Here is a 16,296-nt window from a genome sequence, read left to right on the forward strand (position 1 = left end):
ATTCCTTACTGTCCGTGCCGGGGACACCGCTGCGTATCAGGCAGCAGCGTCCCCGGATGAAATCGGTTGCTGTCGGCTCAGTTGCTGCCGGATCAGTTGCCGAGGTCCGCCGAATCCTTCTTGCGGGTGATCGGATCTGCGAGACGCTGCTCGTCGCAGATCTTCTGGAGCTTCTTCAGTGTGTCTTCGAGATTGTCGCCGAGACGCGGCCCGGGGGTGAACGTCGCGGGCAGGTGCCGCATGCCCTGGATCACGCCGATGGTGTCGTAATGCACTGTTCCCTCGACGTCGACGGTGTAGTCCGGCATGCGATCGAGAACGGCGAGTACCATCCGTTTGAACACCATGCGCGCCATGTTGGAGCCGACACACCGGTGGATTCCGAGCCCGAAGCTGAAGTGACGGTTGCCTCGTCGCTCGAGATCGATGTTGTTCGGATCGTCGAACAGCTCGGGGTCGCGGTTGGCCATGGCCCACGACAACCACAGCCGGTCGCCTTCCTTGAACTCGGTACCGTCGAGTTCGTAGTCGGCGGCGAAGGTACGGCCATCGCCAGGCGCCGGCGTGAAGTAGCGCAGGAACTCCTCGGTGGCGGGATTGAGGAGCGTGTCGCGCTCCTCGCTCAGACGGGTCCGCTCCTCGGGGTTGAGGCCCAGCCATTCGAGTGAATGGGCGGTGAGCGCGGTCGTCGTGTCGAATCCGCCGCCGATCAGGAGACTGAGGATGCCCAGCAGCTCCATGTCGTCGGGCTTCTCGCCGAGGACCTCGACGTTGGCAATCGCGTTGATCAAGCCCGGGCGAGGATTCTCCCGGATCTCGAACAGGCTCGTGAGGAGGTCGAGCCCCATGGTGCGGTGCATCTCGTTGATACGCGGGATGTCCGGAGAGTCCGGCGGGGTGTAGACCGCAGCGTGCACGGGCTCGTTGTAGATAACCCATTTTTCGATGGGGATCCCCATCATGGCCAGAGTCAGGACAGCCGGCACGATGTTCGCGAGCTCGTCGACGAAATCGATCTTGCCGCTCTCGATCTTCTCGTCGATGGTCGCTCGGACCACTTCGTCGACGAAGGGAATCCACCGCTCGACAGCTGCGGGGGAGAGGTACGGGTTGAGCAGACCCCGGAACTCGTGGTGCTCGGGATCGTCCATTTCGAGGATGCCACCGCGGACACCGGACGCGCGTTCCATGGACGGAATCGCGATTCCCTTGTAGCCCTTGCGCTTGTTGTGGAGGTCGTGGTCGGTGGATACGTCAGCAGAGCGGGCAAGGTCGAAGACCTGGCTGCTACCCGCAGCGACCCAGTGGCCGCCGTGGGTGTCGGACCACGCCATCGGGCACTTCGATTGCATTTCCTCGGTGACATCGAGAAAACGGTCCCGGTAGTCCGCTGCGTGCCGGTCGAAGTCGAATTTGGGAGTCTTGCGGGCTGCGTCGGCAACTGGGTCGACACTCATGACTGTCCTCTCGGGAATCAGAGAATTGTGATCGCTTGCTCTGGACACGAACGCACGGCCTCGTGGACGTTCTCCTCGAGGGCTTCGGGGATTTCTGTGTCGATGGCCGTGGCGTGGCCGTCGATCTCGCTCAGTTCGAAGACATCCGGTGCTGCCATGGCGCACAACGTGTGTCCCTGGCAGCGGTCCGGGTCGACTCGCACCTTCATCGCGTTCCTCCCGTTCGAATGGATATTGTTGGTGGGCTGTACATTTCGGGGAGTCAGGCCCCGGCCCGAAGGCCGGGACCGCTGATCAGATGTGGTAGTCGTACCACTTGAGGTAGCCGCCGCCGTCCACACGCATCTGCATGCCGGTGACGTAGCGGGATTCGTCGGAGGCGAGGAAGAGCACCATGTTGCTGCTGTCCTCGGGTTCGATGTACGGAATCCGCATGGCCTGCTGCACGCTGAATACCGGCTCTGCATCCGCGCGGGTCGGGTGCTCGAGATCCGGACGGAACGACCGGTACATCGGCTCGCTCTGCAGCATGTCGGTGTTGCAGTTGGTGGGGTGCAGTACGTTCGCGCGGACACCGGCAGGAGCGAGGTGTGTCGCGAGGTCGTGGATGAACTGGGACAGAGCGCGCTTCGAGAACACGTACGCGGCGCCGCCGAGGTCCTTGCCCGGCTGGTCCACCTTCGACACATCCATGAGTGCGGCGGTCGAGCCGGTGGCGATGATCGATGCGCCTTCACCGAGGTGCGGCAGTGCGGCCTGCACGGCGTTGATGGTGCCGACAAGGTTGGTGTCGACCACATCGGCCCAGGCTTGTCGCTGCGGCTCGCCCTTCATGCCGGCCACACCGGCCTGTGCGACAACGATGTCGATCTTGCCGAGCTCGTCGATGCCCTGCTGGACCGCTGCGCGCATCTGCGCGGCGTCGCGGACATCGGCCTTGACCGTCACGATGCGACGGCCTTCCTTCTCGACCAGACGAGCCGTCTCGTCGAGATCTTCCTGGCTGGCCATCGGGTAGCCGATGGTCGAGAAGTCCTCGCACCGATCCACGGCGATGATGTCGGCGCCTTCGGATGCGAGCTTGACAGCGTGGCTGCGGCCCTGTCCCCTCGCCGCGCCGGTGATGAATGCGACCTTGCCTTCTACGCGTCCCACTGTTCGTCCTTTCGATCGAGTGTGTGGTTGTCACAGGCCCGATGATGGGCCGGCAGTGTTCACGTACTGCGGTTCACGTACTGCGGTTTACGAACTGCTATGTGTTTCGGCCACCGTTCACTCCGAGGATCTGTCCGGTGATGTAGCCGGCTTCTTCCGAGATGAGGAACGCACACGCGGCAGCGATGTCTTCGGGGCGGCCGGCACGACGGACCGGTGTGCGCTGGATGTGGTCTTCGATGGTGCCGCCGAGCAGGCCCTTGCTCTCGGAGCGGCGAAGCATGGGAGTGTCCACGAATCCGGGCGGCACCGCGTTGACGGTGATGCCGTCCGGTCCGTACTCGAGCGCGAGCGACTTCGTGAGCCCGTTGACGGCGGCCTTGGCCGAAACGTACGCGGACATGAACTGCTGGCCCGACTGCGCGCTCGACGAGGAGATGTTCACGATGCGGCCCCAGCCGGCGTCGATCATGTCGGGAAGCGCGGATTGGACGCAGTGGAACACGCCGCCGAGGTTGACGTCGACGACCTTCTGCCAGGTGGCGTAGTCGATGTTCTTGAATCGTTTGTACAGTTCGAGGCCGGCGCCGTTGACGAGGATCGTCACGGGTCCGAGCTCTTCGCGGACCTGCGCGAAGGCCGCCCCGACCTGCTCCGGATCGGAGACGTCGACCTTGTATTCGAGTTCCCCGCCGGAGGGATTCAGATCGAAGACGGCGACCTGGTGGCCGTCCTTACGAAGACGTTCGGCGATGGCCTTGCCGATACCTGAGCTTCCGCCGGTGACGACGGCTGTTTTCACGCCCATGCTTCGTCACCCACGATCGTGGTGCGGCGCATGAGGCGCTCCGACGACGGGTCGTACGGGAGCGCACGGTGCAGCATGCCCGTGTTGTCCCAGACGACGAGGTCTCCGACCGACCACTCGTGCGAGTAGACGAAGCGCTCCTGTGTGGTCCACGTGAGGAGTTCGTCGAGGAGTTCGCGACTCTCGTCGGGGCTCATGCCCACTATGCGATCGGCCGTTGCGCCGATCACGAGCGATCGGCGGCCGTCGCGGCGATCCCACACGAGCGAGGACTCGTGCTCGGGAAGCCGGCGCCACCCTGCAACCTGCTCTTCGGTGGGGTCGGGGTACACCAGGCGCTGCGCGGCTTCGAAGCTGTGGATGACCCGCAGGCCTTCGTAGCGCTTCTTCTCATGCTCGGGAAGGTTCTCGTACGCGGCATAGGTATTGGCGAATTCGGTGCCGCCGCCGACCATCGCGACGTGGCGCGCCGACAGTGTGGTCGCCTTGGCCGGGACGTCGTTGGTGGTGTCGTCGATGTGCCAGCAGAAGGTGCCCTTGAGGTATTCGGCCGTGGGCGTCTTTGCGGGATCGAGTGAGACAGTGAAGATTTCCTGCCCCGGCGCCGGCTGCACCAACTTCCCGAGGCGACGGCTGAAGGCCAGCTGGCCCTCGTCGTCGAGGTTGAGGCCGCGGACGAGCAACACCCCTCGCCACTTGAGCGCTTCGAGCAGTTGCGCCACCACTGAGTCGTCGTCGAGGTTGTCGAGGCCGGTGACTTCTACCCCGAGTGACGGACTGAGTGCTGTTGTCTCAATCACAAGAATCTCCCTTCCGGATGCGAGAACCATACTCTCGTTCGATTGAGGGTTGCAAGACCGGATTTGTCCGGGTCCAGCTCTCGACTCCCCGGTCTTTCAGGTGGTGTGAATCACGTTACGGGGTAGGCGTGAGTCGGTTCGCTTGGTACAGTCGCGTCCAGCAGATCTCTGATTCTCAGATGCGAGAATATTATTTCCACCAGTGAGGAGACGGAATGTCACCGCAGGACAACGGGTCGACCGCAGTAGTCGACGGCGCTACATCGACGGGCGTGACGAAACCCCTGCTCATCGACGGCAAGTTGGTCACGCTCGACAAGACCTTCCCGTCCTACAATCCTGCGACCGGTGAGCTGTACGGTCACGCTCCGGACGCCGGCGTCGACGAAGCCGAAGCTGCAATTGCCGCCGCACGACGTGCGTTCGACACGACCACCTGGTCGACCGACGTCGAATTCCGCATCAAGTGCCTGGATCAGCTGCATCAGGCGTTCCAAGACCACAAGGAAGAGCTTCGCGAGATTCTGATCGCGGAGGTCGGCGCGACCTTCATCTCCACCCATGCCAATCAACTCGAGGCGCCCATCGGGATCATCAAGTACTACGCCGATCTCCTGCGCGGGTACTCGTTCGAAGAAGACAAGCCCGAGATCGAGATCCGCGGGCAGAAGCACCGGCGCTGGGTCGGAAAGGAAGCGGCAGGCGTCGTCTCGGCGATCACCGCGTACAACTACCCGGTGCAGCTTGGGCTGGCCAAGCTGGCGCCGTCCCTCGCTGCCGGGTGCACCGTGGTCCTCAAGGGCGCTCCCGATACACCGCTCATCACCAATGCCATAGGCGAGCTCATCCAGAAGTACACCGACATCCCCGCGGGTGTCGTGAACATCCTGTCGTCGTCGGGAATCCCCGTCGGCGAGGTCCTGACCACCCACCCGGACGTCGACGTAGTGACGTTCACGGGATCCACACCGGTCGGCGCGCAGATCATGGCTGCGGCTGCAGCGACGATGAAGAAGGTGTTCACCGAGCTGGGTGGAAAGTCGGCTCTGATCGTGCTCGAGGACGCAGATCTGGCGACCGTCGCCCAGTTCGCTGCTTTCAGTATCTGCTCGCACGCCGGCCAGGGTTGCGCGCTGACCTCACGCCTTCTCGTGCCGCGCGACAAGCACGACGAGATCGTCGCGGCCATTGCAACGATGATGGCCAACGTGCCGTTCGGCGATCCGACGAACCCCAAGATCTACATGGGACCGCTCATCAGCGCGAAGCAGCGCGACAAGGTCGACGGACTCGTGCAGCGCGCGATTGCGGCTGGTGCCACGCTGGCAGCCGGCGGCAAGGCCGTCGACCCCGGCTACTTCTACGAGCCCACCCTGGTCGCGAACGTCGATCCGTCGAGCGAGATCGCCCAGGAAGAGGCGTTCGGTCCGGTCCTCGCTGTGATCCCGTTCGACGACGAAGAAGACGCCGTCCGGATCGCCAACGACTCGAAGTACGGTCTGTCGGGCGGCATTCTCACCGCCGACGACGATCGCGGAATCGCAATCGCTCGCCGCATCCGCACCGGCAGCTTCGGTATCAACGGCGGCAACTACTTCAGCCCCGATATGCCATTCGGCGGTTACAAGCAGTCGGGCCTCGGCCGCGAAATGAGCCACGAGGGTCTGGAGGAGTTCCTCGAAACCAAGTCGTATGCTCTGGCGGTCAAGTCGTGAGGCCGCTCGACGGCATCCGCGTCCTCGAGGTCGCGATGTACGGGTTCGTTCCCTCTGCGGGTGCAGTGCTCGCTGAGTGGGGCGCCGACGTCATCAAGGTCGAGCACGCCGTCACCGGTGATCCGCAGCGTGGTCTCCGTCAGATCGGTCCGATGCGTGTCGAGGGCGACCCGAATCCCAATGTCGAACACGCGAATCGCGGAAAGCGCAGCATCGGCCTGGACATGAGCACGCCCGAGGGCAGGGAACTTCTCCACGACCTCGCCCGCAACTGCGATGTGTTCCTGACGAGCTTCCTCCCGCAGGCCCGCACGAAATTCGGTATCGACGTCGACGATATCCGGGCCGTGAACCCGAAGGTGATCTACGCGCGCGGAAGTGCGCTCGGTCCACGTGGCGAGGAGTCCGACAAGGGCGGCTACGACATGACCGCCTTCTGGGCGCGAGGAGGCATCGCTGCCACTCTCACTCCGCCGGGCACCGAAGGCATGATCACGCCTCCGGGACCGGCGTTCGGCGACACCATCTCCGGCACCAACCTTGCGGGCGGCATCTCGGCGGCACTGTTCAAGCGTGAACGCACCGGTGAGCCGTCGATCGTCGACGTGTCGTTGCTCGGCAGCGGTGTGTGGGCGATGGGCCACGGGATCGCGTTGTCGGTGCACATGCAGGACCACATGGTGGCTCCTGTGCCCGGCGGACACGGCGCGCTCACCAACCCGCTGTCCGGGTTGTACGAGACCGCGGACGGACGATTCCTGTCGTTCGTGATGCTGCAACCGACGAAGTACTGGGCGGAGGTGTGCACGCTCATCGAGCGCCCCGAACTGATCGACGATCCCCGATTCATCGGTGCGGAGCAGATTGCCGCACACACCGCAGAAGCCGTGGAACTCCTTCGTGAGGCGATCCGCAGTCGCACGCTCCCCGAGTGGACCGAGCGCTTCGGAAGCCTCTCCGGTCCGTGGGCGCCCGTGCAGGACTCTCTGCAGGTGGCGAGCGACCCCCAGGTCCGGGCGAACGAGTACATCATCAACGCCGGTGAGCTCGAATTGGTCAGTAATCCCGTCCAGTTCGATGTCACCGCGCCATCTTCGGGAGCGGCACCCGAATTCGCCGCTCAGACAGAGGAAGTCCTACTCGAGCTCGGGCTCGACTGGGATCGGATCATCGCCCTCAAGGCTGCCGGCGCAGTCACCTAGTTCGGCAGTCGTCCAGTTCGTCGGGAGAGCCCCATGCCATACATCGCTTCGATCGGTACGTACCTGCCATGCTGGGGTACACGTGACTCCCGGGTTCCGGGAGACGACGAGGACGCGATCACGCTTGCTGTCGAAGCAGGTCGCGCCGCACTCGAATCGGGAGGTTCGGTCGAGTACGTCGTACTCGTGAGCCGCGACCTTCCGCTCACGGAGAGCAGCAACGCCGCGGTGCTCCTCGCAGGACTCGGGCTCGATCCCGAGCTCGAGGTCATCGAGCGATTGGGTGGGGCTCCCGCGACACTGGACGCACTCGGCTCCGCCAGACCCCGAACACTCGTGATCGGGGTCGACATCGACGCTGCCGGCGCGGCGGCTGCGCTCACCGCAGAACGTGGATTGCAGGTGCGCACTGCCGCGCGGGTATCGCGGAGCCTGCCCGTCCGTACCCGGAACAGTTCGGGGGACGTCCACGATTACGGCGATCCGCGACTGCTCAAGAAGCGCGGCTACCTTGCGTCCCTGGCGACGGCGTGGGTCGACAGCCCCGTCGTCGTCGCGGGCGTCGGACACAAGGACGCGGCACCCCTCGCCGTCGGTGAGTCCGTCGCACTTCCCACCACCGGCGCGAGTTCGAGTCTGTTCGCGTTGGCGGCCATGGCGGAAGCCTCGACGACCGGACCGCTGGTAGGGATCGAACAGGCGAGTCTGTCGGGGATCACGGTGGCGGACGGCTCGGCTTCGGTCCTTCGCCGGGAGCGAGCCCCGCAACCCCTGCCCGAATCCGACCGGCTCGCGACCGGTGAGATCCCGATCTCCCTTGCCGCGTACGAGCGGGCCTTCGAGGCGAAGGTCCGGTGGGAAGCGGGAAAGTTCTCCGACAGCGACGAGCTGGACTTCCCACCCCGGTACCGGGTGGACCGCGACGGAAAGCTGAAGACCGACTACATCTTCGTCGAACTTCCGCGTACCGGCGTCGTCTACACCGAGGTGACCGTGCACGTACCGGTGCCCGGCCTGACGACTCCGTACACACTCGTGATCGTCGAACTCGACGATGTGGGAGTGCGGGCGCTGGTGCGGGTCACCGGGGTCGAAGCGGGCACGGTCGACGTCGGTGACCGGGGCAGGCTGGTGCTCAGACGAGTGGCCGTCCGCTCGGGTGTGCCCGATTACGGCTATGCATTCGAGCCCGACATCGCGGGCACGGTCGGTGCAGGAACGGAGGAGGCGGCATGAGGAACGTAGCGATCGTCGGCGCGGGCATGACACCGTTCGCGGAACATTTCGCGTTGGGTATCAGAGACCTGCTGCCGATGGCGTTCTCCGAGTGCGCCGCGAGCATCGACAAGGGGCTCGACCTCTCGGATCTGCAGGCGGCCTGGTTCGGCTCGATGGGTACCTCCGACGGCTTCCCGTCGGGGATTCTCGCCGACACTCTGGGACTGCGCGACATCCCGGTCACCCGCGTCGAGAATTCGTGCGCAACCGGACATGATGCGATACGAAATGCCATGTTCGGCATAGCATCCGGTGCCTACGACGTTGCGCTCGTCATGGGGGCCGACAAGCTCCGTGAGACGGCGTCGAAGGGCATGCTGTGGGAGTGGGAGGCGATGTCTCGCGACATGGCCTGGGATTACCCGCTCGGGCTCGCGCAGGCGGGATTCGCGCTGCACGTGCGCAGATACCTGCACGAATCGCCGGCGACCCGCGAACACATGGCGATGGTCGCGGTCAAGAACCACCACAATGCGATGAACAACCCCAAGGCCTGTCGACGATTCGAGCTCACCGTCGAAGAGGTACTCGCCGCGGACACCGTCGTCACCCCCTTCGGGGTCTACGACTGCGCACCGCAGAGCGACGGCGCCGCTGCGCTGGTTCTGGTCGCCGAGGATGTGGTCGACAGATTCACCGACCGTCCGGTGTGGATACGTGGGAGCGGCGTAGGACTTGATTCCGTTATGCACCAGCATAAGCGCGACATGACGTCCTTCCCCGCGACCGTGCGCGCGGCGAAGCAGGCCTTTGCGATGGCCGGGCTCACTCCGTCCGACATCGACGTGGCGGAGGTGCACGACTACTTCACGGGTATCGAGTTGATCAGCTACGAGGATCTCGGGTTCGCCGAGAAGTTCGAGGCGTTCAAACTCATCGAGTCCGGTGGTACGGACGTCGGAGGACCGCTACCCGTCAACCCCAGCGGAGGGCTCAACACCAAGGGGCACCCCCCGGGCGCCACCGGAGTCGCTCAGTGCGTCGAACTGTTCGAGCAACTGCGTGGCGACGCTGTCAACCAGGTGGACGGAGCTCGGATCGGGCTGGCACACAATGTGGGAGGGCCTACTGCCGTTGCGGCCGTGACGATCCTGGAGGCGGCAGCCGGCTGATGATCAGCACGGGAACCCGCGTACACGCAACTGCGGCGCGGGTTTTCGTCGCGCCGGGGCCCTTTTCATGATGTCCGTTGTATCCGGATCGGCCAAATGTTGCCGGGGTGCAAGATTGCTGTTCTGTAAATTGAACAAATAGATTCTTAATTCTGCGAACTGATATTGCCGTCAGCGTGAGAACGTCCTACTGTGGGAGCGGTCACAAGTTCTTCGTCTCTTGTTCTGGGCGGCACGATTCCGGTATCGCGATGAAAGTTGAGTTCGGATGATTTCCACGGTTTCCAAACGGGTGGGGCGCAGCATCCTGGTTGTCCTGCTGGTCACGATTGCGGTCGTCGCCCTGCTCAGTTTCGCGCCGGGATCGGTCGCCCAGGTGATTCTGGGTGAGAACGCCACGCCCGAAGCGGTCGCGCAGATGAACTCCGAACTCGGCCTGGATCAACCGTTCTGGGTCCGGTACTTCGACTGGCTGGGCAATGCAGTGCGCGGCGACCTCGGGACCTCCCCGCTGACCGGACAATCGGTGAGTGAGGCGATCGTCGAGCGTCTCCCCGTCACGCTGCAGCTCGCGGCCATGGGCCTGATCATCGCGCTGGCCGTCTCCCTCGTGATGGGCATCGTCTCGGCGTCGCGTCCGGGAAGCAAGGTCGACCGGGGCATCAACGCCCTGTCCGCTGTGTTCCTCTCGGTGCCGGCCTTCATCGCCGGTCCGGTGCTGATCTACTTTCTCGCCATTCAGATGCAGATCTTCCCGGTGATGGGCTGGTCGCGGATAAGCGAAGGTCTCGGCGACAACCTGCGCGGCGCGATCCTGCCGGCGATCGCGATCGCGCTCACCGAGATCGCCGCATTCCACCGACTGCTGCGTACCGACCTCATCGGCACACTTCGCGAAGACTTCGTGGCGTCGGCGCGAGCCAAGGGGATGCCCTCCTGGTACGTGATGCTCCGGCACGCGCTGCGGCCGTCGTCCTTCTCGCTCATCACGGTCGCGGGCATCAACCTCGGACGCCTGATCGGCGGCACCGTGATCGTCGAAACACTCTTCGGCCTACCGGGATTGGGGCAGTTGGTTGCCTCGTCCATCACATCACGTGACGTCATCATGGTGCAGGGCATCGTCGTCTTCATCGCGGTCGTGTACGTCGGTATCAACACCCTCGTCGACCTCAGCTACCAAGTCATCGACCCGCGGGTCAGGAAGGTGGTCGGAGCATGACGCAGGTCGCGCTCGAGAAGCGCGGGGGCGACATCCCCGCAGGAAGCACCGCCGCGACGCTACCAGACGTCCCGGTCGTCAAGAAGCAGCGTTCGATCCTGGTCTACCTGTCGATCGTCTGGCTCGTGATCATCATCGGTGCCGCGATATTCGCGGGCCTGCTTCCCATTGCGCCCTACGACATTCCGATCGGATCGCCTCGGCTGTCTCCGTCGTTCGAATCGTTCGACCTGCTCCTGGGAACCGATACGCTCGGCCGATCGATGCTGTCGCGCATCGTCTACGGTGCGCAGGTCTCGCTCGTCATCGGTGCAGTCGCAGGCCTGACCGGATTCGTGATCGGATCCTTCTTCGGTCTGATCTCCGGTTACTTCGGCAAGAAGCTCGACTCCGTGATCACCCTGATCACCGATGCCATGCTCGCGTTCCCCCCGCTGATCCTGCTCCTCGCACTGGCGTCCATCCTGACCCCGAGCGTGCCGACCATGCTGTTGGGTCTGGGCTTGATGGCCGTTCCGTCGTTCATCAGATTGTCGCGCGCGAATACGCTGTCGTGGTCGTCGCGTGAATTCGTCAGGGCTGCAAAGAATATGGGTGCCGGTAACGGCCGCATCCTGTTCAAGGAGATCACGCCGAACGTGATCGCGCCCCTCGCGTCCTACCTGCCCATCGTGATGGCGGCGCTGATCGTCGCGGAAGGTTCGCTCAGCTTCCTCGGCCTCGGCATTCCGCCGCCGCAGCCGAGCTGGGGCGGGATGATCAACGACGGCAAGGACGCGCTGTCCACGTCGCCTCACCTGGTGATGGTTCCCTCACTCGTCATCTTCTTCACGGTATTCGGCCTCAATCAGGTAGGCGATTTCCTCCGCACCAAGTACGACCGCACACTGCACGACTGAGATCACCTCAGCGCGCCGGGTCGTAGTTCCGAAGTATGAAAAGCATGAGAGGTCGAGAATGATCCGACACAGACGCATAGTGGCCGTATTCGCGGCGGCGTGCTCCGCAGCACTGGTACTGGGTGCATGCGGTTCCGGAGGAGACTCCGGGTCCGAGAACAATTCAACCGCAGCCACAGTAGAAGCGGGCGAGCCCGTTGCCGGCGGCACCGCACGTATCCTGCAGATGGGTGAACCGCGGTCTCTCGACCCCGCGGCGCTTTCCAACACGTGGCCGCATCAGCCGCTTCTGGGCAACGCTCTGTACGGCACCCTGATGGTCACGAACAACGACACTTTCGAGCTCGAATACAAGATGGCGACCGACTTCTCGACCGAAGACGGCGGCAAAACCTTCACCCTCACCCTCCAGCCCGACCTCGTCTTCAGCGACGGCACCCCGCTCGACGCTGCGGCAGTGAAATACAACTGGGATCGCCTCAAGGACCCCACACTGGGTTCGACGACCATCCGCCAGGCAGTCGAAGTCGAGTCGACCGAGGTGGTCGACCCGTTGACGATGCGCGTCACGATGGTCGAGCCGAATCCGCAGTTCGGTCAGGCTCTCGTTGCGGGTGCCCTCAACTGGGTTGCATCACCGGCGGCGCTCGAACAAGGACGTGAGTCGTTCGATCGGAATCCGATCGGTGCGGGCCCGTTCACCCTGGTGAACTGGGCCAGGCAGGACGCAGTCGAACTCGAGAAGAATCCGCAGTACTGGGATGCACCCAAGCCGTACCTCGACAGCCTGACAGTTCGCACGGTGGCCGATGCCAACCAGAGGTCGAACACGATGACCACCGGCGGTGCCGATCTGACTGCGGAGACCAGCTGGACGAATGTCAACAAGGCCGACGCCGCGGGGCTCCAGTACGTCGTGACGTCGACCGGCGGTGGCCAGTTCGCCGGCATGAACCAGCGGCGTGCGCCGTTCGACGATGAGCGCGCCCGGCGTGCCGTATCACTCGCCGTCGATCTCGAGGCCGTCAACACCGTGGTCTACAACGGTGAGGGCGAAGTACCCACCTCGTTCTTCCCCGAGGACTCGCCGTTCTATGCGGATATTCCGCTCGGTGAGACGAACGTCGAAGAGGCACAGACCCTCTTCGACGAACTCGCAGCAGAGGGCAAGCCGGTCAAGTTCACCTTCCTGTCGTACCCGACGACCGAGAGCCGCGTCCTGGCCGAGGCGATCCAGGCGCAGCTCAGCGCCTTCGAGAATGTGGAGATGAACGTCGAGGTCACCGACTTCGCCGCGGTGACTGCGCGTGCGGGTGCCCGCGATTTCGACATGCTCATCTCGTCCGCGGTCACTCAGGATCCGGATTACGCACTGTCGATGGCGTTCACAGCGGACTCCACCGGAAACTTCATGGGCGTCGACAATCCGGAACTCGATGCTGCGCTCGAACGCGGCCGGTTCGGCGCGACCCAAGAGGAGCGCAAGGCGGCCTACGACGAGGTGCAGCAGATCCTTGCCGAATCGGTGGTGGGTCTCTGGTACACGCGAGCGTTGCCATCGGTGACGTTCAGCGAGGACACGCACGGGGTGCAGCTTTTCAGCCTCGGCTCGACCCTGCCCGAAGAGCTCTGGATCAGTAACTAGCCGACACGACCGAAAGGGCCGGCTCGCCGTGAATGCTCAGCCGCTTCTCGAAGTGAGAAATCTACGTGCCTACATCGGCACGCCGCGAGGCACCGTCCGTGCAGTGGACGATGTGTCGCTGAACCTGGACTCCGGACAGGCGCTGGGTATCGTCGGCGAGTCCGGTTCCGGCAAGTCGGTCATGGCCCGCGCGATCATGGGTCTGATGCCGCCGCGATCAGGTCGCTCGGGTGAGGTCACCTTCCAGGGACGCGATCTGCTGTCCCTGAGCAAGAAGGAGAAGCTGGAGATCTGGGGAAGCCAGATTGCCATGGTCTTCCAGGATCCCGGCCGGTCCCTCAACCCTGTTGTGCGGGTGGAGCGTCAGCTCACCGAGGGAATGCGACGACACCTCGGTGTGAGCAAGTCCGAGGCACACGATCGCGCACTGAAGCTTCTGGACGAAGTGGGTGTGCCCGATCCGGAACGTCGCCTGAGGAACTATCCACACGAGATGTCCGGCGGCATGCGCCAGCGCGTCATGCTGGCGATCGCCTTGGCGTGTGAGCCGGACCTTCTGATCGCGGATGAGCCGACCACGGCCTTGGACGTGACCGTGCAGCGTCAGATCCTCGATCTGCTCCGCCGCGTCCAACGCGATCGGAACATGGCGATGATGCTCATCAGTCACGACCTTGCTGTCGTCGCCGGTCGTACCGACCGGGTGGCCGTCATGTACTCGGGTCGTCTCGCGGAGATCGGCTCCACGCGCGAAGTGTTCGACGCGCCGATGCATCGCTACACCCATGCGCTTCTGGGCGCGACACCGTCGATCGATCACGAGAGGCATTCACCTCTGCGTTTGATCGAAGGGTCGCTTCCCGACCCGACGTCACCCCCGGAGGGCTGCAGGTTTGCTCCTCGCTGTTCGCACGCGGAGGACGCATGCTCCTCTGCGCCGATCGAACTCGAATCCTTCGGCGTCGATCACGACGTCGCGTGCGTGAACCCCGTCCAGGTTCCGGTGGGGTCTGTATCCGGAGGTGAATCAGATGGCAGGTAGTGGTACCGCGCATCTACGCGGCGACGAAGCATTGCTTTCGGTGCAGGATCTCGTCGTCGAATACCCGTCGAAGGCCGGCACGGTGCAGGCGGTGTCGAAGATCAGTTTCGACCTGCTACCCGGCGAGACACTGGGCATCGTCGGAGAATCGGGATGTGGGAAGTCGACCACCGGTCGTGCCGTTCTGCGACTCGATCGCGTGACGGCGGGCCGGATCAGGTTCGGTGATGAGTGGATCGAGAACGTGAGCGAGAAGCACATGCGCTCGCTGCGCCGCGACATGCAGATGATCTTCCAGGACCCGGTGTCGTCGCTCAATCCGCGTCGCGCGGTCAAGGACATCGTCGTCGAGGGCATGACCGTCGCTGGAGCGGATGCCGCGGAGCGCGAGAAGAAGTCTGCATCGATGCTCGAGCAGGTCGGACTTCCCGGCGACCGGTTCGCGGAGATCCTTCCCCGTCAGTTGTCCGGTGGCCAGGCACAGCGTGTCGCGATCGCACGTGCACTCGCACTCGGACCACGCCTGCTGATCTGCGACGAACCGGTTTCGGCGTTGGACGTCTCGGTTCAGGCTCAGATCCTCAACCTCATCGAAGAACTCAAGGCGGAGTTCGACCTGACGGTTGTGTTCATCGCCCACGATCTCGGTGTGGTCCGCACTGTGAGCGACAACGTGATGGTGATGTATCTCGGCAAGGTCTGCGAGTTCGGCGACTCCATCGAGCTCTACGACGACCCCGCACATCCCTACACCCGCGCACTGCTGGACTCTGTCCCGTTGACCGACCCGGACAAGGCTTTCGCCGGGCCGGCGCTGGCGGGTGATGTGCCGTCGCCGCTCTCCCCGCCGACGGGATGTCGTTTCCGGACACGCTGCCCGCACGCGCAGGAGCGATGCGAGAAGGAAGAACCGGAAATGCGGGAGGTGCGACCGGGACAGTACGCGGCATGTCACTTCCCACTGCCGTCCGTCCTGGGACGTAAGAATCTGTTCGAGGTCGAGAACATCGACCTCGACAAGGCAGAAGCGTCGTAGGAACTGGCCATGCGAACTGTAGGTGTGGTCAGGCGCGGGATCTTCTCGCAGGGGCCGAACAGCATTGGAGACCGATATGGGCGAGCAGCGACGAGGTACCGCGATCGCGATGTCCGACGACGAGCGCGACGAGTTCCTGCGGAATCAGCCGGTGTGCCGGGTTGCGACCGTCGGCACGGGTGGACCCCACCTGAGTGCACTGTGGTACGTCTGGGACGGAAAGGCGTTGTGGCTCAACTCACTTGTCCGTAGTCAACGTTGGACCGACATCGATCGCGATGCGCGGCTTGCTGTGATCATCGATGACGGAGGTGCCGACTTCATGAGCCTTCGGGGTGTGGAGCTACGCGGGCGCGCGGCGGTCGTCGGTGAAGCGCCGCGGCGAGGCGACGATATCGACGAACTCGCCGAACCCGAGCGGCTTTTCGCCGGGAAATATGCCGGCGGACGCGATTTCTCCTACGACGGCAGGCACGCGTGGTTGAAGCTCGAGCCGACGAAGATCGTGAGCTGGGATTTCAGCAAAATGCGCAAGTGACGGCCGTACAGGCTGGGCGATGTGCCTGGCCCACACCAGGCGTTGCTCCGGCACGGGAAGACCGTGCCGGAGCAACGTGTCAGGCCGAGAGCCTGCTGAGCGGGTGCTGTGGCGAGACGAACTTCGTCCGATCGCGGTCGGCGACCGATCGGATGTCGATCGCGCCGATGCGCTCGTCGCAGACCTTGACGAGTTGATCGAGGATCTCCGGGTCGAGCCGATTCCACCGGTCCCGTGTCAGGAGCACGCGTAGCCTGTGGAAGAACTCCGGTGGGGTGATGCCGAACTCGACGAAGATGTCTTCATCGGGTCCGCCGTTCCAATGCCTCCACTTCAAGGCGAAGGCCAGCATTGCAGCTTCGTCTCTCATCGTGCCTCCTCCTCTGG

The 16,296-nt window shown here is 63.8% G+C and carries 16 protein-coding genes; 10 read left to right on the top strand and 6 right to left on the bottom strand.

The genetic code is table 11. From position 1 onward, the window contains the following. Window positions 1-92: 92 nt before the first annotated feature. The 5 genes from ACFWCF_RS15325 to ACFWCF_RS15345 form a co-directional block, all read right to left on the bottom strand. Complete coding sequence (locus ACFWCF_RS15325) at window positions 93-1,457, bottom strand: cytochrome P450 (protein WP_378488448.1); 1,365 nt, start codon at window positions 1,455-1,457, stop codon at window positions 93-95. 17 nt (window positions 1,458-1,474) lie between these two features. Beyond that, on the bottom strand, window positions 1,475-1,666 hold the full coding sequence (locus ACFWCF_RS15330; protein ID WP_378488447.1) for a ferredoxin: 192 nt from the start codon (window positions 1,664-1,666) through the stop codon (window positions 1,475-1,477). 85 nt (window positions 1,667-1,751) lie between these two features. Further along, window positions 1,752-2,612 (bottom strand): mycofactocin-coupled SDR family oxidoreductase, encoded by an 861-nt coding sequence (locus ACFWCF_RS15335; RefSeq protein ID WP_378488446.1) that lies wholly within the window; start codon window positions 2,610-2,612, stop codon window positions 1,752-1,754. A 97-nt stretch (window positions 2,613-2,709) separates the two neighbouring features. Further along, entirely contained in the window at window positions 2,710-3,414 is a 705-nt protein-coding gene (locus ACFWCF_RS15340; RefSeq protein ID WP_378488673.1) for an SDR family NAD(P)-dependent oxidoreductase, read from the bottom strand. Next, a complete protein-coding gene (locus tag ACFWCF_RS15345) occupies window positions 3,411-4,220 on the bottom strand; it encodes a TauD/TfdA dioxygenase family protein (protein ID WP_378562785.1) in 810 nt (269 codons plus the stop codon). The genes ACFWCF_RS15340 and ACFWCF_RS15345 overlap by 4 nt, the downstream gene beginning before the upstream one ends. Before the next feature lie 215 nt (window positions 4,221-4,435). On the opposite strand from ACFWCF_RS15345, the gene ACFWCF_RS15350 reads away from it, so the two are divergent. The 10 genes from ACFWCF_RS15350 to ACFWCF_RS15395 all read left to right on the top strand — a co-directional run bounded on the left by ACFWCF_RS15350 (window position 4,436) and on the right by ACFWCF_RS15395 (window position 15,909). After that, window positions 4,436-5,935 carry an aldehyde dehydrogenase family protein gene (locus tag ACFWCF_RS15350; RefSeq protein ID WP_378562787.1) on the top strand — a complete coding sequence of 500 codons (1,500 nt, stop codon included), beginning with the start codon at window positions 4,436-4,438 and terminating at the stop codon, window positions 5,933-5,935. Further along, window positions 5,932-7,137, top strand: coding sequence for a CaiB/BaiF CoA transferase family protein (locus ACFWCF_RS15355; RefSeq protein WP_378562789.1), 1,206 nt, complete (start codon window positions 5,932-5,934; stop codon window positions 7,135-7,137). Before ACFWCF_RS15350 ends, ACFWCF_RS15355 begins: the two co-directional genes overlap by 4 nt. A 33-nt stretch (window positions 7,138-7,170) precedes the next feature. Beyond that, on the top strand, window positions 7,171-8,373 hold the full coding sequence (locus tag ACFWCF_RS15360) for an OB-fold domain-containing protein (protein WP_378562792.1): 1,203 nt from the start codon (window positions 7,171-7,173) through the stop codon (window positions 8,371-8,373). Beyond that, entirely contained in the window at window positions 8,370-9,527 is a 1,158-nt protein-coding gene (locus tag ACFWCF_RS15365; protein ID WP_378562794.1) for a beta-ketoacyl synthase N-terminal-like domain-containing protein, read from the top strand. Before ACFWCF_RS15360 ends, ACFWCF_RS15365 begins: the two co-directional genes overlap by 4 nt. Before the next feature lie 268 nt (window positions 9,528-9,795). Continuing rightward, window positions 9,796-10,749, top strand: coding sequence for an ABC transporter permease (locus tag ACFWCF_RS15370; RefSeq protein ID WP_378488440.1), 954 nt, complete (start codon window positions 9,796-9,798; stop codon window positions 10,747-10,749). Next, on the top strand, window positions 10,746-11,648 hold the full coding sequence (locus ACFWCF_RS15375; protein WP_378562796.1) for an ABC transporter permease: 903 nt from the start codon (window positions 10,746-10,748) through the stop codon (window positions 11,646-11,648). The genes ACFWCF_RS15370 and ACFWCF_RS15375 overlap by 4 nt, the downstream gene beginning before the upstream one ends. A 58-nt stretch (window positions 11,649-11,706) precedes the next feature. Continuing rightward, window positions 11,707-13,293: an ABC transporter substrate-binding protein gene (locus tag ACFWCF_RS15380; RefSeq protein WP_378562798.1), complete on the top strand. Its 1,587-nt coding sequence runs from the start codon at window positions 11,707-11,709 to the stop codon at window positions 13,291-13,293. A 52-nt stretch (window positions 13,294-13,345) separates the two neighbouring features. Then, window positions 13,346-14,335 (top strand): ABC transporter ATP-binding protein, encoded by a 990-nt coding sequence (locus tag ACFWCF_RS15385; protein WP_378562800.1) that lies wholly within the window; start codon window positions 13,346-13,348, stop codon window positions 14,333-14,335. After that, entirely contained in the window at window positions 14,325-15,371 is a 1,047-nt protein-coding gene (locus ACFWCF_RS15390) for an ABC transporter ATP-binding protein (protein WP_378488436.1), read from the top strand. The genes ACFWCF_RS15385 and ACFWCF_RS15390 overlap by 11 nt, the downstream gene beginning before the upstream one ends. Window positions 15,372-15,447: 76 nt before the next feature. After that, window positions 15,448-15,909, top strand: coding sequence for a pyridoxamine 5'-phosphate oxidase family protein (locus ACFWCF_RS15395; RefSeq protein WP_378562803.1), 462 nt, complete (start codon window positions 15,448-15,450; stop codon window positions 15,907-15,909). 79 nt (window positions 15,910-15,988) lie between these two features. On the opposite strand, the gene ACFWCF_RS15400 is transcribed toward ACFWCF_RS15395, so the two are convergent. Beyond that, complete coding sequence (locus tag ACFWCF_RS15400; protein ID WP_378488434.1) at window positions 15,989-16,279, bottom strand: DUF3263 domain-containing protein; 291 nt, start codon at window positions 16,277-16,279, stop codon at window positions 15,989-15,991. Window positions 16,280-16,296 lie beyond the last annotated feature (17 nt).

Origin of the sequence: Rhodococcus sp. NPDC060090, from assembly GCF_042729855.1 — a bacterium.
GTDB lineage: Bacteria > Actinomycetota > Actinomycetes > Mycobacteriales > Mycobacteriaceae > Rhodococcus.

What these genes read in the sequence shown, in the direction of transcription:
- ACFWCF_RS15325 (WP_378488448.1), bottom strand. Translation starts at nt 1,457, where the DNA reads ATGAGTGTCGACCCAGTTGCCGACGCAGCCCGCAAGACTCCCAAATTC.
- ACFWCF_RS15330 (WP_378488447.1), bottom strand. Translation starts at nt 1,666, where the DNA reads ATGAAGGTGCGAGTCGACCCGGACCGCTGCCAGGGACACACGTTGTGC.
- ACFWCF_RS15350 (WP_378562787.1), top strand. Translation starts at nt 4,436, where the DNA reads ATGTCACCGCAGGACAACGGGTCGACCGCAGTAGTCGACGGCGCTACA.
- ACFWCF_RS15360 (WP_378562792.1), top strand. Translation starts at nt 7,171, where the DNA reads ATGCCATACATCGCTTCGATCGGTACGTACCTGCCATGCTGGGGTACA.
- ACFWCF_RS15365 (WP_378562794.1), top strand. Translation starts at nt 8,370, where the DNA reads ATGAGGAACGTAGCGATCGTCGGCGCGGGCATGACACCGTTCGCGGAA.
- ACFWCF_RS15370 (WP_378488440.1), top strand. Translation starts at nt 9,796, where the DNA reads ATGATTTCCACGGTTTCCAAACGGGTGGGGCGCAGCATCCTGGTTGTC.
- ACFWCF_RS15375 (WP_378562796.1), top strand. Translation starts at nt 10,746, where the DNA reads ATGACGCAGGTCGCGCTCGAGAAGCGCGGGGGCGACATCCCCGCAGGA.
- ACFWCF_RS15380 (WP_378562798.1), top strand. Translation starts at nt 11,707, where the DNA reads ATGATCCGACACAGACGCATAGTGGCCGTATTCGCGGCGGCGTGCTCC.
- ACFWCF_RS15390 (WP_378488436.1), top strand. Translation starts at nt 14,325, where the DNA reads ATGGCAGGTAGTGGTACCGCGCATCTACGCGGCGACGAAGCATTGCTT.
- ACFWCF_RS15395 (WP_378562803.1), top strand. Translation starts at nt 15,448, where the DNA reads ATGGGCGAGCAGCGACGAGGTACCGCGATCGCGATGTCCGACGACGAG.
- ACFWCF_RS15400 (WP_378488434.1), bottom strand. Translation starts at nt 16,279, where the DNA reads ATGAGAGACGAAGCTGCAATGCTGGCCTTCGCCTTGAAGTGGAGGCAT.